We start from the raw sequence: 12,954 nt of genomic DNA, 5'->3' as shown, positions 1-12,954 counted from the left end.
GTCATTAACATATGTAGAAAGAAAAGATTTGCGGAGGATGATGAAAAGGGTGATTGGCGGAACTCCAATTAAGTATCCGCAGAGGTATAAATTTAGGACACCTGTGTATCAAATTGAAAATCTGAAGGCGCCAGTTCTGCTGATTCATGGCAGGAATGACCACAATGTTTCGATCGAGCATTCATATCGCATTGAGAAGAGGCTGAAGGAATTGGACAAGCCTGTGGAAAGCTGGTATTTTGATGAATATACGCATTATTTTCCGCCAGTAATGAACCGGAAAATTGTTGAGGATTTAACGAATTGGATGAAAATACAATCACAGCAATGATAAAATGGACTTATAAGTGACCAAGAAGAGGAGCGAGAATGATGGGAATGCCATTAGAGTTGAATACAATGATCGTAACAAAGGGCCGGGAGCAGCGGCTCGAAAACAATTTCTTCTCTTTGAGAAAGGAAGGCTACAGGCTTTATCCAATTGACATTCCACTAGAAGTGAAAAAGACGATCGAGGGTGACTTGACAGGAACCGGCGTCATTCAAAAAGTCGAGTGGACAGAAAATACGACAACACTTACCTATCAATTAATCGCATTGAATTCAACAAACTAAACAGGGCATAAGTGCTCTGTTTTTTTGCTTAACGAATTGTTGTAGATAGGGCAAATAAATCTTTCTTAAATACTGGCTCTGTTAATGCTTATAGTTGAATTTTTAAATCCTGTTGATTGTAGCGGAAATCAACAATAAGTTATCAGAGCTAGACAAAGAAAAGAGCTGCATACGCAGCCCTAAATTAGATGATTATTACCATATGAACAATCCAACAACCATTGCACTTAACAGGGAAACTGCCATTCCGCTTACTAGTAACTTCCAAACATTTTTTCCTATTATGTGTGATTTTTCTTCATCCACTACGGAATTGAATGTTCCGTAAATCATTCCAACTGTACTGAAATTGGCAAATGACGTTAGGAAGGTCACCGCTACAGCCACTGTATGCGGAGCCAAGTTGCTAATTTTATCCTTTAAGTCGAGCATTGCCACAAATTCATTCGTAGCTAGTTTTATTCCCATTAATTGAGCAACATACATGGCATCCTTACCTGACAACCCGAGCAAGTATGAAAATGGGCTGAAAATCACTGAGAAAATTTTCTGAATGGTCAATCCATTAACAAAGAATCCTAATATCCCATTTAAACCAGCCGTCAATGCTACATAACCAATAACCATTGCTGCAATGACAAGAACCATCCGGCCACCTACAAGCATACTGTTGGAGATGGTGGAAAAGAAATCCTTTCGCTGCCCTTTTTCCGGAACATAAACGATATCTTCTTCCTTGCTGACTACAACTGGGTTTAACATGTTTGCAATCAATAGGGCATTCAAACAGTTTAACGGGATCGCTGCAAAAACATATGTCGCCGGGACCATTGATAAATAAGCCCCTATGATGGATCCGCTAATACTGCTCATGCTCATGATTCCAAAAGTCAGCAAACGCTGTTGACTTAATCCGGCGAGTTGCTGACGGATTACTGCAAGTGCTTCAGTGTTACCCAGGAACATCATTTGGATTGAGAAGAAGCTCTCAAGTTTAGGTAAACCGGACACTTTTGCGATCAGCCAGCCTACTTTGTCTATAATCCAAGTTAGAATACCGAAATACGTCAGGATATCAAAGAAAGTAATGATGAAGATGATCGGCATCAAGGCGCTAAAAAAGAAATCGACGTATTCATTAGCCATAGCGGAAGGGAAAACGAAAGATATCCCTTCATTTGCGCATGAAATAAGCCAGGTGAAGAAAGATGCGATCTGATTAATTACCCATGTTCCTATCTTTGTAGATAACATAAACCATGTAATCAGAAATTCTACCACTAATAACAACAATATGAATTTCCACTTAATATTTCGTTTATTTGGTGAAAGTAGATAAACAAGTCCTAGAACAACAACAACTCCAATTGAATTCAAAAGAAAATACAATGTCATAACCTCCTCGGAATATTATTCCTATAAATAATTAATAAATACAAAAAAGCCCTTATTTTTCGCACTTTCCGCCTTAGGACAGAAAGCATCGAAAAATAAGAGCTTGTATGTAATACAAAACCAGTGTCAAACAGAAAAGCATGTAGAGATGTATGTCTGAATGAAACGAAACCAGAGAATTTCAAATCTGCTATATTGCATATTTCCTTAATGTTTTTTTTATAAGAAAGTAATAGTGCGATCATTTTTGCGTTCATTTTACTTATAAACATAGGAAAAGGCCATCTCCCGAAGGAATGGCCTTTAACAAAATAGATTATGCAGTTGGTCCGCCTTTTTCTTCAATTTCGGACGGCACATTTGAGAACTTCTTGAAGTTTGCACGAAACTTCTGCGCAAGCTCGTTTGCTTTTGCATAATATGCTTCCTCGTTACTCCATGTTTTTACTGGCTGAAGAACATCGTCAGGAACACCCGGTACGTGTAGTGGAATGTCCAGACCAAAAATTTCATCCTTCACTGTTTCAACATTGTTCAATTCGCCTTCAAGAGCGGCCTGAACCATTGCACGTGTGAAGGCCAGCTTCATCCGGCTTCCAGTTCCGTACTCTCCACCAGTCCATCCTGTGTTAACGAGGAATACCTTCGCATTATGCTCATCGATTTTTTCGCCAAGCATCTCAGCATAGCGTGTCGCAGCAAGCGGCAAGAAAGGGGAACCGAAGCAGGTAGAGAATGTTGCTTGTGGTGATGTGATGCCGCGTTCTGTTCCTGCAAGCTTTGATGTATAGCCACTCAAGAAGTGGTACATTGCTTGCTCCTTGGTAAGCCTCGCAATTGGAGGCAACACTCCAAAGGCGTCAGCAGTCAAGAATACAATCGTATTCGGATGTCCGGCAATACTTGGTTCAACGATATTATCGATTGCCTGGATTGGATAAGCTGCGCGAGTATTCTCGGTCAGTGAGCTGTCATCATAGTCCGCAACGCGTGTTTCACTGTTAACAACAACATTTTCAAGTACAGAACCGAAGCGGATCGCTTCATAAATCTGCGGCTCTTTTTCCTTGGAAAGATTGATGCACTTTGCATAGCAGCCGCCTTCAACGTTGAAAACACCGTTTGCCGACCAGCCGTGCTCATCATCGCCAATCAATCGGCGGTTCGTATCAGCAGACAAGGTGGTTTTTCCTGTTCCGGATAATCCGAAGAATAAGGCAACATCACCTTCACGCCCTACGTTAGCAGAGCAATGCATGGATAGGATGCCGTTTTCAGGAAGAAGATAATTCATGACAGAGAAAATAGACTTCTTCATTTCTCCAGCATATTCAGTACCGCCAATCAGAACGACGCGCTTCTCAAATGAGATGATGATAAATGTTTCTGAGTTTGTCCCATCTTCCTTTGGATCAGCTTTGAAGGTAGGTGCAGAAATGACAGAAAATCCCGCTTCATGGCTAAGCAGTTCCTCTGCATCCGGGCGAATGAATAATTGGTGGGCAAATAAGTTGTGCCACGCATACTCGTTAATGACCTGTATAGGAAGGCGGTACTTCTTGTCTGCACCAGCAAAGCCTTTAAATACAAAGACTTCTTCTTTTTCTTTCAGGAAATTCAAAACTTTATTATAAAGTTTCGTAAAGGATTCCTCAGAAATTGGCTCGTTGACAGAGCCCCAGTCAATCTTATCCTTTACCGATTCCTCTTCTACAATAAATTTATCCTTAGGGGAGCGGCCAGTGTATTTTCCAGTAGTGGCTCTCACTGCACCTGTTGAGGTCAACAGACCTTCATTACGATTCAAGACTTTTTCAACCAGCTGCGGGACAGATAGCTGTACCTGTATATTGCTTCCTTTTAATAAAGCTGAAAGTTCATTGGAAATTCCTACAACATTCATCCGAGAATACCTTCCTTTTTAAAAGATTGATATATTGAAAGTGTTTACATCTCGCTATTAGTATAGCACATTACATTAATTAATCTATACTAATGCTCGAAAAAATTCCCTCTTTTACAAAAATGTACATATATATAGAAGAAGGCCGGAGCAAGAGCCAAATAACTCCACCCTAGGATTTTAACACACTAACGCATTGGGGGTCAGACCCCCAGGGGATTAACGCATTAACGTGGTGGGGGTCTGACCCCCGGCGCTTTAATGTGGGAAAGTTCTGCAGGAATCGACATTTTCTGAAGAAAAGGATTGACATGTAATTATAGGTTCGTTATGATTTTGATTTGAACGGATACTCTCTTATCCCGAGCTGGTGGAGGGACAGGCCCAATGAAACCCAGCAACCTGCAAACGAGAAATTACTCCTGAGTACAGGTGGATTTTTCGGGCAAAGGTGCTAACCTGACGCAAGGGAAATGCCCTTGAACGATAAGAGCGAAAGGCGCAGATTGAAGCAAAAACCTTTCCTCAAGCATGGAGAGGTTTTTTATATTGTTTTCTTCTGTATTCTGTCTGCTTATTCTTTAACAATAGCAGTCGATCTGCCTTCTTTGGTGTCATTGCTCCCATGGGTAGGATTAGAAAAAGTTAACTCAGCACGAAGGTTAAACAAAATTTTCTAATAAAAACTCAGCGTTTATTTCATACTACGTAGGGAATGAGTACCGTATCACACCGAGGTTTGTATCGGGACAGCCTCGATCAATTTCTTATAAATGAGGGAGGAAATCAGATGTCAACAAAACGTCGTTTGTTCACTTCTGAGTCAGTAACAGAAGGCCATCCGGATAAAATTTGTGATCAGATCTCTGACGCAATTTTGGATGCGATCCTTGCTAAGGACGCCAATGCTCGTGTTGCTGCAGAAACATCAGTTACTACAGGCCTTGTACTAGTTGCAGGGGAAATCACAACATCTACATACGTAGATATACCAAAAATCGTTCGTGAAACGGTTAAGGAAATCGGTTACACTCGCGCTAAATACGGTTTTGACTCTGAAACATGCGCAGTATTGACTTCTATTGACGAGCAGTCTGCCGATATCGCAATGGGTGTTGACCAAGCTCTTGAAGCTCGTGAAGGACAAATGTCTGACGATGAGATCGAAGCAATCGGTGCTGGAGACCAGGGCTTAATGTTCGGTTTTGCATGCAACGAAACAAAAGAGCTTATGCCTCTTCCGATTTCATTGGCACACAAGCTTTCACGCCGCCTGACTTTAGTTCGTAAGGAAGAAATCCTTCCATACCTTCGTCCGGATGGAAAAACTCAAGTAACAGTTGAATACGATGAGAACGACAAGCCTATCCGCATCGACACAATCGTTATTTCAACTCAGCACCACCCAGAAGTTTCCCTGGAGCAAATCCAGCGCAACCTTAAAGAACATGTCATCAATCCTGTTGTACCAGCAGAATTGATCGACGAAAACACTAAATACTTCATCAACCCAACTGGCCGTTTCGTAATCGGCGGACCACAAGGTGATGCAGGATTGACTGGCCGTAAAATCATCGTTGATACTTACGGCGGATATGCTCGCCACGGCGGCGGTGCATTCTCTGGTAAGGATCCTACAAAAGTTGACCGTTCAGCTGCATACGCTGCACGTTACGTTGCTAAAAACATCGTAGCTGCTGGCCTTGCTGAAAAAGTTGAAGTACAGCTTGCATACGCGATCGGTGTTGCCCGTCCGGTATCTATCTCAATCGATACTTTCGGAACAGGCAAAGTAAGCGAAGAAGTATTGATCGATGTTGTTAACAACAACTTCGACCTTCGTCCAGCAGGCATTATTAACATGCTTGACCTTCGTAAGCCGATCTACAAGCAGACAGCAGCTTACGGACACTTCGGCCGTACGGATGTTGATCTTCCTTGGGAGCGCACTGACAAGGCGGAAGCATTACGCACACAAGCACAAGCTTAATAAAATCGAAAAGGGAGTTGCATAGAAATATGTAACTCCCTTTCTTATTTTCCGTCTTATTAAAAGAAAAGCGCAAAGGAATACAGGACCTAAATACCCCCAAGAATGGAGTTTCTGGTTTGCATCTAGACCAAAAGGTGTAAAATAGAGTATTACCTTATATTTCCCTAAGTTTTTACTGCAAATTTTTCACCATTAGTGGTAGTATTAGATGGTATGTTTTTAGATGAGCTTAACGAATCAACAATAAATTTTTTCTGAAATGGAGAAGGTGAAGTACATAATGTGTGGCTTTATCGGTTGTGTACATGAAAAAGCACAAGAATTCAGCAGCGAACAAAAGCAGCTGTTTAAAAATATGAACGATATCATTACCCACCGTGGACCGGACGATGATGGGTATTTTTATGATGAGCATATCCAATTTGGCTTCCGCCGTCTGAGCATTATTGACATTGAAGCGGGACACCAGCCCTTAACTTATGAAAATGAAAGATACTGGATTATTTTCAATGGCGAGATTTACAACTATCTTGAGCTTCGCGATGAATTAATTGAAGAGGGACTTAAATTCGAGACTCACTCTGATACAGAAGTCATCATTGCTCTTTACAGCCATTATAAAGAGCATGCTGTTGATAAGCTTCGTGGAATGTTCGGTTTTGTGATCTGGGATAAACAGGAACAAACCCTATTTGGAGCACGCGATCACTTTGGCATTAAGCCATTCTTCTATTTTGAAGACGGAGACCGCACGTATTTTGGTTCTGAAAAGAAGAGCATCCTGCTTGCATTAGAGAATGATGTCCTTGATTACAAGGCATTGCAGCATTATTTAACGTATCAGTTCGTTCCAGAACCAAACACATTGTCTGAAGGCATTTACAAGCTTGAGCCAGGGCATTATTTTACAAAGAAAATCGGTTCACCAATGGAGATCAAGCGCTATTGGAAGGCAAGCTTCTCGCCAATCCATAAAACTGAGGAAGAATTCACGAAGGAAATCAGAGATGTCATGTTCGAATCAGTGAAAATGCATATGCGCAGTGATGTGCCGGTTGGTTCTTTCCTTTCAGGTGGAATCGACTCTTCCATCATCGCTTCGATTGCCAAGCAGTACCACCCTGCAATCAAGACATTCTCTGTTGGATTCGAACAAAACGGATTCAGCGAAATTGATGTTGCAAAAGAAACGGCTGACAAACTTGGTGTTGAAAACATAAGTTATGTAATCAGCCCGCAGGAATATATGGATGAACTTCCAAAAATCATGTGGCATATGGATGACCCGCTCGCCGATCCGGCAGCTATACCTTTATACTTCGTTGCCCGTGAAGCAAGGAAGCATGTGACCGTTGTTCTTTCTGGTGAGGGGGCTGACGAGCTTTTTGGCGGCTATAATATTTATCGGGAACCGCAAGATCTTGAAGTCTTCAACAAAATTCCTCAAGTTGGAAAATCCATGCTTAAGGGCATTGCCAAAATGATGCCTGAGGGAATGAAGGGCAAGAGCTTCATTGAACGTGGCGTGACACCGATGGAGGAACGCTATATCGGCAACGCTAAAATGTTCACGGAAAAAGAGAAAAGCGAGCTTCTCCATGTATACAATGGACAGTACGATTACAGAGATATCACGAAGCCTCTTTATCGAGAGAGCAGAGGATACGATCCTGTAGATACGATGCAATACATTGATATCCATACATGGATGCGTGGCGATATTTTATTGAAGGCTGATAAAATGACGATGGCTCACTCACTTGAGCTTCGCGTTCCATTCCTTGACAAGGTTGTATTTGAAACAGCTTCTAAGATTCCAACGAGCTTAAAAACTGCTAATAATACAACTAAATATATTTTGCGTAAAGCAGCTGAAGGGGTTGTACCTGACCATGTGCTGACTCGCAAAAAGCTTGGATTCCCTGTTCCAATCCGCCACTGGCTGAAGGACGAAATGAACGAATGGGCAAAGAATATCATCAAGGAAAGCAGCACAGACCATCTGATCAATAAAGCATATTTGTTGAAGCTTCTTGATGACCACTGCCAGAACAAGGCTGACAACAGCCGTAAAATCTGGACTGTATTGATGTTCATGGTTTGGCATGATGTTTATGTCGAAAAAAAATACTCCTTCCAGAAGGAGTATGAAACTCAAAAAGTATTACAGTCATTAAAAGGCTAATCATTAGGGAAGGAAGGTAATTGCCTGCCTTCCCATCTGCACCCATGCATCAGTGAAATCATGCATGGGTGCTTTTTTATTTTTCTCACCCGTAAGCGGGTCATTAAAATATACATAATCTTTGTCATATCCCGTCACCAGCACCGAATGTTCCTTTGTCGTTACCGAGACTGCGCCTTTCGGGGTGTACCATTTCTGGAAAAAGCTATCGTCTATCTTTTTATACTCAGTATTCGTGATTAGCCATACAGGACGGCTGTCGGAAAGGTGAACTTTCAGCTCAAGGAAATCAGCACCGGTCAAATCCTTTACTTTGCCAGGAAGGTACTTATCAGCAAGTTCAGCTATTGGCTTGTGATAGACACCAAGCCCTGGTTCTGAGTAGGTATACATATTGCCGACGAAGCCTTCGTTTGGGTCGCCAAAATAAATATTTCCATTAGCCAGCTTGTATTCTGCAGGATTTTTCTTAATTTCTTTTGCAAGGGTAAGCTTGTCCACCGATATTCCCTTGTACTGCAGGAGCATGGCCAGACTTGTGACCTCACAGCCTCTTGGCAGCTCAGGCATTTGCCGAATTGTCGGTGCATCTATTAAAACGGATTCCTTGATTGGGATGATGGCAACCTGGTAATCATCCTGGGCTGTTGGAGCAGATCTTGCTTCCGGAGTATCCAGCCAGTTCTTTACTGACTGGACAGCTTTTGCAACATGCGCAGACTGCAGGTTTTCCAGCAGAAACGCCCCAGCCACCGACACGAAAACGAGCATGAACATCAGGATGGATTTTATCATGCTATTTTGTTTGCTGATTATGAGCAAAAACAAAGCTAGCAACGGTATAATGGCCGCGATAGATAAATATAATGAGTTCATCAACCATCACCTGCTCTCTCCGCATAAATAAAATTATATACGGGTATAGTATATAAATTAATATCGGTTTAATCAGGGATTTTTTAAGTGCAGATGCTATTGTTCATTTCTGTTTTGAAGCTGTTTGTAGTACTGTCCTTTTTCTGCGTATTCTCTTGAAATCCGTTCCATATCTCGGATATCTTCATCTGTGAGCTCACGGATTACTTTTGCCGGTCTTCCAAACGCTAAAGTATTCGGCGGGATCTTTTTTCCCTGAGGAACGAGGCTGCCAGCTCCTATGAAGGCGCCTTCCCCAATTTCTGCCTGGTCAAGGACGATGGACCCCATTCCAATCAGCGCTTTTTTCCTAATGATGCAGCTATGAAGGATGACCTGATGCCCAATTGTCACCTCGTCTTCGAGGATAAGCGGATTGTTTGGGCTTTGGTGCAAGACGGAGTTATCCTGAATGTTCACTTTGTTACCGATAATAGTAGGCGCGACATCTCCGCGGATAGAGGTGTTAAACCAGACACTTGAATCCTCGCCTATTTCAACATCGCCAGTAATCGTTACATAATCGGCAATAAATGCGGAATCAGCTATTTTTGGTGTTTTTCCTTTATAAGGGTAAATCATTGTACACTCTCCTGTGAAAAATAGATTTTAGAATGCTTTAATTTTTATTTTTACCTAATTATATATTATAGTTCTTTTAAAGAACCTTGATAAGTTATGCGAAACACAGTCATTCATAAAATGAGAAAATAAATTCAACAAAGATAAAGTAATAACTGGGGGAATGGTCATGTGGAAATGGGAAGCAGACGGAGAAGCTAAGGCTGTTATCGTTATGGTCCATGGTGCGCTTGAGCATCATCGCCGATATGGCTGGCTTATTGAAATGTGGCGCTCATCCGGCTTTCATGTCATCATGGGGGATCTGCCGGGACAGGGTATGACAACTAGAGCAAACCGTGGCCATATTGATTCATTTGATGAATACATCATTGAAGTAAAAGAGTGGATCCAGGCAGCGTATGATTTTAATCTGCCGGTATTCTTATTGGGCCACAGCATGGGGGGACTTATTGCCATCAGGATGCTGCAGGAGGAGCATATGGAGCTTGCTGGACTGATTCTGTCTTCACCTTGTCTGGGATTGGTTAAGTATCCTTCAAAATTTTTAAATATGCTTTCACATGGCATCAATATTGTCATGCCTACGTTGCGCATGTCTCCTGGCTTAACGGTAGAAATGGCGACGAGGAATGAAGATGTCCTGGCAATTGATCAGAATGACTCGCTTTATATCACCAAGGTGTCAATCAGATGGTACCGTGAACTGGCTGCCGCAATGGAACTTGCCTTTGAAAATATGGAAAAAATACAAGATGTACCTACGCTGCTGATACAGGGTGGAGACGATAAAATAGTAGATAAACGTTCAGTGAAGGAATGGTTCAACCATGCTCCGCTTTCTGAAAAGCGTTATAAAGAATGGCCGAAATGCTATCATGAGGTCTTCAATGAGCCAGAACGTGAGGAAGTATTTAATTACTCGATGGATTTTGTCATGAGTCAGCTTAAGTCAATTGGATATGTGTATTAAGTAGATTTTTTTAGAAAGGGTGAAGGTGTATACATGATAATTCCATCTATGCCGCTTAGTTTAATGTACCGTGTATACCGTCAAGTCCTGCCGCAAGTACACCGGGAGCTATCTTACTGGAAAAGCAGGGCTGAGGAAATCCCGAATCCTGAATTAAGAAAACAGGCTCTTGCAAGTATTGAGCACAAAACGTTCCATTGTGAGGGTGGTTCAGTTTTAAGCCTTACCGCCAAAGGGAATTATAAGCAGGCGATCAGGTTTATTGTTGCTTACCAGACGATCAGCGATTATCTTGATAATCTTTGCGATCGGAGCACATCATTAGATCCTGCGGACTTTGCCGCCCTTCACGAATCAATGGCGGATTCTCTCAGCCTGGACAGCCAATTGAAAAATTATTATCGAGAGCGGGAAGAGCAGGACGATGGAGGCTATCTGTTAGAGCTGGTAACAGTCTGTCGTGAGGTTTTAGCTGAGCTTTCTAGTTATCGACACATTCAGGAGCATCTAGGTGAGCTTTGCAATTATTATTGTGACTTGCAAATCCATAAGCATGTCGAGGTAAAAGACCGTGTGCCTAGGCTGAAAACATGGTTTGACGGACATCGGGGTGATATTCCTGATATGGAGTGGTATGAATTTTCAGCCTGCACAGGGTCAACACTCGGCATCTTTTGTCTTGTGTCATATGCCCTGCGCGATGATTTCAAACCTGAGTACGCAGATAGCATCCGAAATGGATACTTTCCATACATACAGGGCCTTCACATTCTCCTTGATTATTTTATTGACCAGGAAGAAGACAAGGCAGGCGGCGATTTGAACTTCTGCTTCTACTATGAAAACGAAGAAGCACTATTTAAGCGTTTGAGGCATTTTGTAAAAAATGCAGATTACCATACGTCCCAGCTGCCGCATCGACGGTTCCATAAGCTGATTAACCGCGGATTACTTGGAGTTTATCTATCTGATGAAAAAGTAAGGCACCAGGAAAAAATAAAAAAGCTCGCTCGTGAAATGATCCGGACAGCAGGACCTGTCAGCTATTTCTTTTATATAAATGGACGAGCCTATCGTTCCTTGCAAAAGTGGGTGCCCTCCAGCGTTGTGAGAGCTTTTATAAAGTAAAGAAACAGCCAGGGGATTTTTCTCTGGCTGTTTTTATTGGTGGAGATGGGATGTAACTCGTATTAAAACTGTTTCAACCGGAGATAAAACTGCTTCAACCGGAGATAAAACTGCTTCAACCGGTAATAAAATTGTTCCAACCGGTAATAAAATTGTCCCAACCGTGAATAAAACTGTCCCAACCAGGAATAAATCTGTTCCAACCGTGAATAAAACTTTTGAACAGTGAACAAAAGCCTACCAAAGTGAGAAAAAATTAATCTAACCTGGATATAATCCTTCAAAAAATGATGATTTTACATTTCTGCAATAAAAAAAGGGTTTCTCATCAGGAGAAAAACCCTTATCAATTACCTTTTTTCAATCGCAATAATAAATGGCGGATTGTTTTTTTTGTTCAAAAATCTGTACTCGAGAACATGAGCCATGCTTTGGTCTATCGATTTGACATAGCGGAGCAGATAATCACGTTCTACCGCGCCTTCGGGATGCCCGTGATAAATAACAATCACGATAATGCCCTCTGGTGCCATGATTTCAAGCAGTTGATCAATTGCTTGAATTGTCGTCTGTGGAACCGTGACGATGTTTTTATCCCCACCAGGCAAATATCCCAGATTGAAGATCGCTCCGGTAATTTTTCCAAAATGCAGCGGAGGAATACACTCCATCACATGTTCGTGGCCGGTATGGAAAAGTGTGACCCGTTCCAGTAGGTCATGCTCTCTTAGTTTCGTTTTACAGGTCATAAGTGCCTCATCCTGGATGTCAAACCCATAGATCCTGCCGGTGCTACCAACCAAATTGGCTAGAAATATTGTATCGTGCCCGTTTCCGACTGTTGCATCAATTGCAATATCACCTGGTTTTACTGCAAGCTCCAACAGGTTCCTCGCGAATGGCAAAATGCGTTCCAGTTTCATTCTGATATCACCACTTTATTGCCGGCATAATATTTTCCCTGCCAGCTGTCCCGCCGTTTCAATTCTGCATCAATCGAATTCAGCACTTCCCATTTATTGACGCTCCACATCGGACCAACCATTAATTCGATTGGGCCATCTCCTGTAATCCTGTGGATAATCATTTCAGGAGGCAGGATCTCAAGCTGGTCACAGACTAGCTTTACATAATTCTCTAAAGTAAGGAACTCAAGCAATCCTTTTTCATACTGTTTTACCATTGGGGTTCCTTTTAATAAATGGAGAAGGTGGATTTTTATCCCCTGGACGTCGAGTTTTGCTACTTCACGGGCAGTTTCCATC

11 protein-coding genes, 1 pseudogene and 1 riboswitch are annotated in these 12,954 nt (G+C 42.0%); of the genes and pseudogenes, 6 read left to right on the top strand and 6 right to left on the bottom strand.

All coding sequences use genetic code 11. From position 1 onward, the window contains the following. A partial coding sequence (locus WB217_RS10400; RefSeq protein ID WP_423993160.1) for an alpha/beta hydrolase family protein occupies positions 1-331 on the top strand: 331 nt, incomplete at its 5' end. Positions 332-372: 41 nt separating this feature from the next. Next, complete coding sequence (locus tag WB217_RS10395; protein WP_423993159.1) at positions 373-615, top strand: DUF2584 domain-containing protein; 243 nt, start codon at positions 373-375, stop codon at positions 613-615. A 195-nt stretch (positions 616-810) separates the two neighbouring features. On the opposite strand, the gene WB217_RS10390 is transcribed toward WB217_RS10395, so the two are convergent. Both WB217_RS10390 and pckA read right to left on the bottom strand, forming a co-directional pair. Beyond that, the gene (locus WB217_RS10390; protein ID WP_423993158.1) at positions 811-2,004 is read right to left on the bottom strand and encodes a nucleoside transporter C-terminal domain-containing protein; all 1,194 of its coding nucleotides are present in this window, start codon (positions 2,002-2,004) and stop codon (positions 811-813) included. A 322-nt stretch (positions 2,005-2,326) separates the two neighbouring features. Continuing rightward, on the bottom strand, positions 2,327-3,913 hold the full coding sequence (gene pckA, locus WB217_RS10385; protein WP_423993157.1) for a phosphoenolpyruvate carboxykinase (ATP): 1,587 nt from the start codon (positions 3,911-3,913) through the stop codon (positions 2,327-2,329). Between the two features lie 354 nt (positions 3,914-4,267). Next, positions 4,268-4,406, top strand: a riboswitch (SAM riboswitch). Positions 4,407-4,703: 297 nt separating this feature from the next. Here pckA and metK point away from each other — a divergent pair. Then, positions 4,704-5,903, top strand: a complete 1,200-nt coding sequence (metK, locus tag WB217_RS10380) for a methionine adenosyltransferase (protein WP_423993155.1) — start codon at positions 4,704-4,706, stop codon at positions 5,901-5,903. Between the two features lie 283 nt (positions 5,904-6,186). Beyond that, positions 6,187-8,091, top strand: a complete 1,905-nt coding sequence (gene asnB / locus WB217_RS10375) for an asparagine synthase (glutamine-hydrolyzing) (protein WP_423993153.1) — start codon at positions 6,187-6,189, stop codon at positions 8,089-8,091. Between the two features lie 3 nt (positions 8,092-8,094). Here the strand turns inward: asnB and WB217_RS10370 are convergent, their stop codons facing one another. Both WB217_RS10370 and WB217_RS10365 read right to left on the bottom strand, forming a co-directional pair. Beyond that, positions 8,095-8,967 carry a C39 family peptidase gene (locus WB217_RS10370; RefSeq protein WP_423993151.1) on the bottom strand — a complete coding sequence of 291 codons (873 nt, stop codon included), beginning with the start codon at positions 8,965-8,967 and terminating at the stop codon, positions 8,095-8,097. Between the two features lie 96 nt (positions 8,968-9,063). After that, complete coding sequence (locus WB217_RS10365; protein WP_423993149.1) at positions 9,064-9,588, bottom strand: gamma carbonic anhydrase family protein; 525 nt, start codon at positions 9,586-9,588, stop codon at positions 9,064-9,066. A 169-nt stretch (positions 9,589-9,757) separates the two neighbouring features. On the opposite strand from WB217_RS10365, the gene WB217_RS10360 reads away from it, so the two are divergent. Further along, complete coding sequence (locus tag WB217_RS10360; RefSeq protein WP_423993147.1) at positions 9,758-10,561, top strand: lysophospholipase; 804 nt, start codon at positions 9,758-9,760, stop codon at positions 10,559-10,561. A 33-nt stretch (positions 10,562-10,594) separates the two neighbouring features. After that, a complete protein-coding gene (locus tag WB217_RS10355) occupies positions 10,595-11,689 on the top strand; it encodes a tetraprenyl-beta-curcumene synthase family protein (protein WP_423993145.1) in 1,095 nt (364 codons plus the stop codon). Positions 11,690-12,039: 350 nt separating this feature from the next. On the opposite strand, the gene WB217_RS10350 is transcribed toward WB217_RS10355, so the two are convergent. Together WB217_RS10350 and WB217_RS10345 are read right to left on the bottom strand one after the other, a co-directional pair. Continuing rightward, positions 12,040-12,612 carry a class I SAM-dependent methyltransferase gene (locus WB217_RS10350; protein ID WP_423993143.1) on the bottom strand — a complete coding sequence of 191 codons (573 nt, stop codon included), beginning with the start codon at positions 12,610-12,612 and terminating at the stop codon, positions 12,040-12,042. Then, positions 12,609-12,954, bottom strand: a pseudogene (locus tag WB217_RS10345) (TIGR01212 family radical SAM protein); the annotation flags it as partial. The pseudogene WB217_RS10345 and the gene WB217_RS10350, both read right to left, overlap by 4 nt.

This window comes from Mesobacillus sp., assembly GCF_049588175.1.
Classification (GTDB): domain Bacteria; phylum Bacillota; class Bacilli; order Bacillales; family Cytobacillaceae; genus Mesobacillus.
This window is presented reverse-complemented; position numbering and strand designations above follow the sequence as displayed.

What these genes read in the sequence shown, in the direction of transcription:
- metK (WP_423993155.1), top strand. Translation starts at nt 4,704, where the DNA reads ATGTCAACAAAACGTCGTTTGTTCACTTCTGAGTCAGTAACAGAAGGC.
- pckA (WP_423993157.1), bottom strand. Translation starts at nt 3,913, where the DNA reads ATGAATGTTGTAGGAATTTCCAATGAACTTTCAGCTTTATTAAAAGGA.
- WB217_RS10370 (WP_423993151.1), bottom strand. Translation starts at nt 8,967, where the DNA reads ATGAACTCATTATATTTATCTATCGCGGCCATTATACCGTTGCTAGCT.
- WB217_RS10395 (WP_423993159.1), top strand. Translation starts at nt 373, where the DNA reads ATGGGAATGCCATTAGAGTTGAATACAATGATCGTAACAAAGGGCCGG.
- WB217_RS10350 (WP_423993143.1), bottom strand. Translation starts at nt 12,612, where the DNA reads ATGAAACTGGAACGCATTTTGCCATTCGCGAGGAACCTGTTGGAGCTT.
- WB217_RS10355 (WP_423993145.1), top strand. Translation starts at nt 10,595, where the DNA reads ATGATAATTCCATCTATGCCGCTTAGTTTAATGTACCGTGTATACCGT.
- asnB (WP_423993153.1), top strand. Translation starts at nt 6,187, where the DNA reads ATGTGTGGCTTTATCGGTTGTGTACATGAAAAAGCACAAGAATTCAGC.
- WB217_RS10360 (WP_423993147.1), top strand. Translation starts at nt 9,758, where the DNA reads ATGTGGAAATGGGAAGCAGACGGAGAAGCTAAGGCTGTTATCGTTATG.
- WB217_RS10365 (WP_423993149.1), bottom strand. Translation starts at nt 9,588, where the DNA reads ATGATTTACCCTTATAAAGGAAAAACACCAAAAATAGCTGATTCCGCA.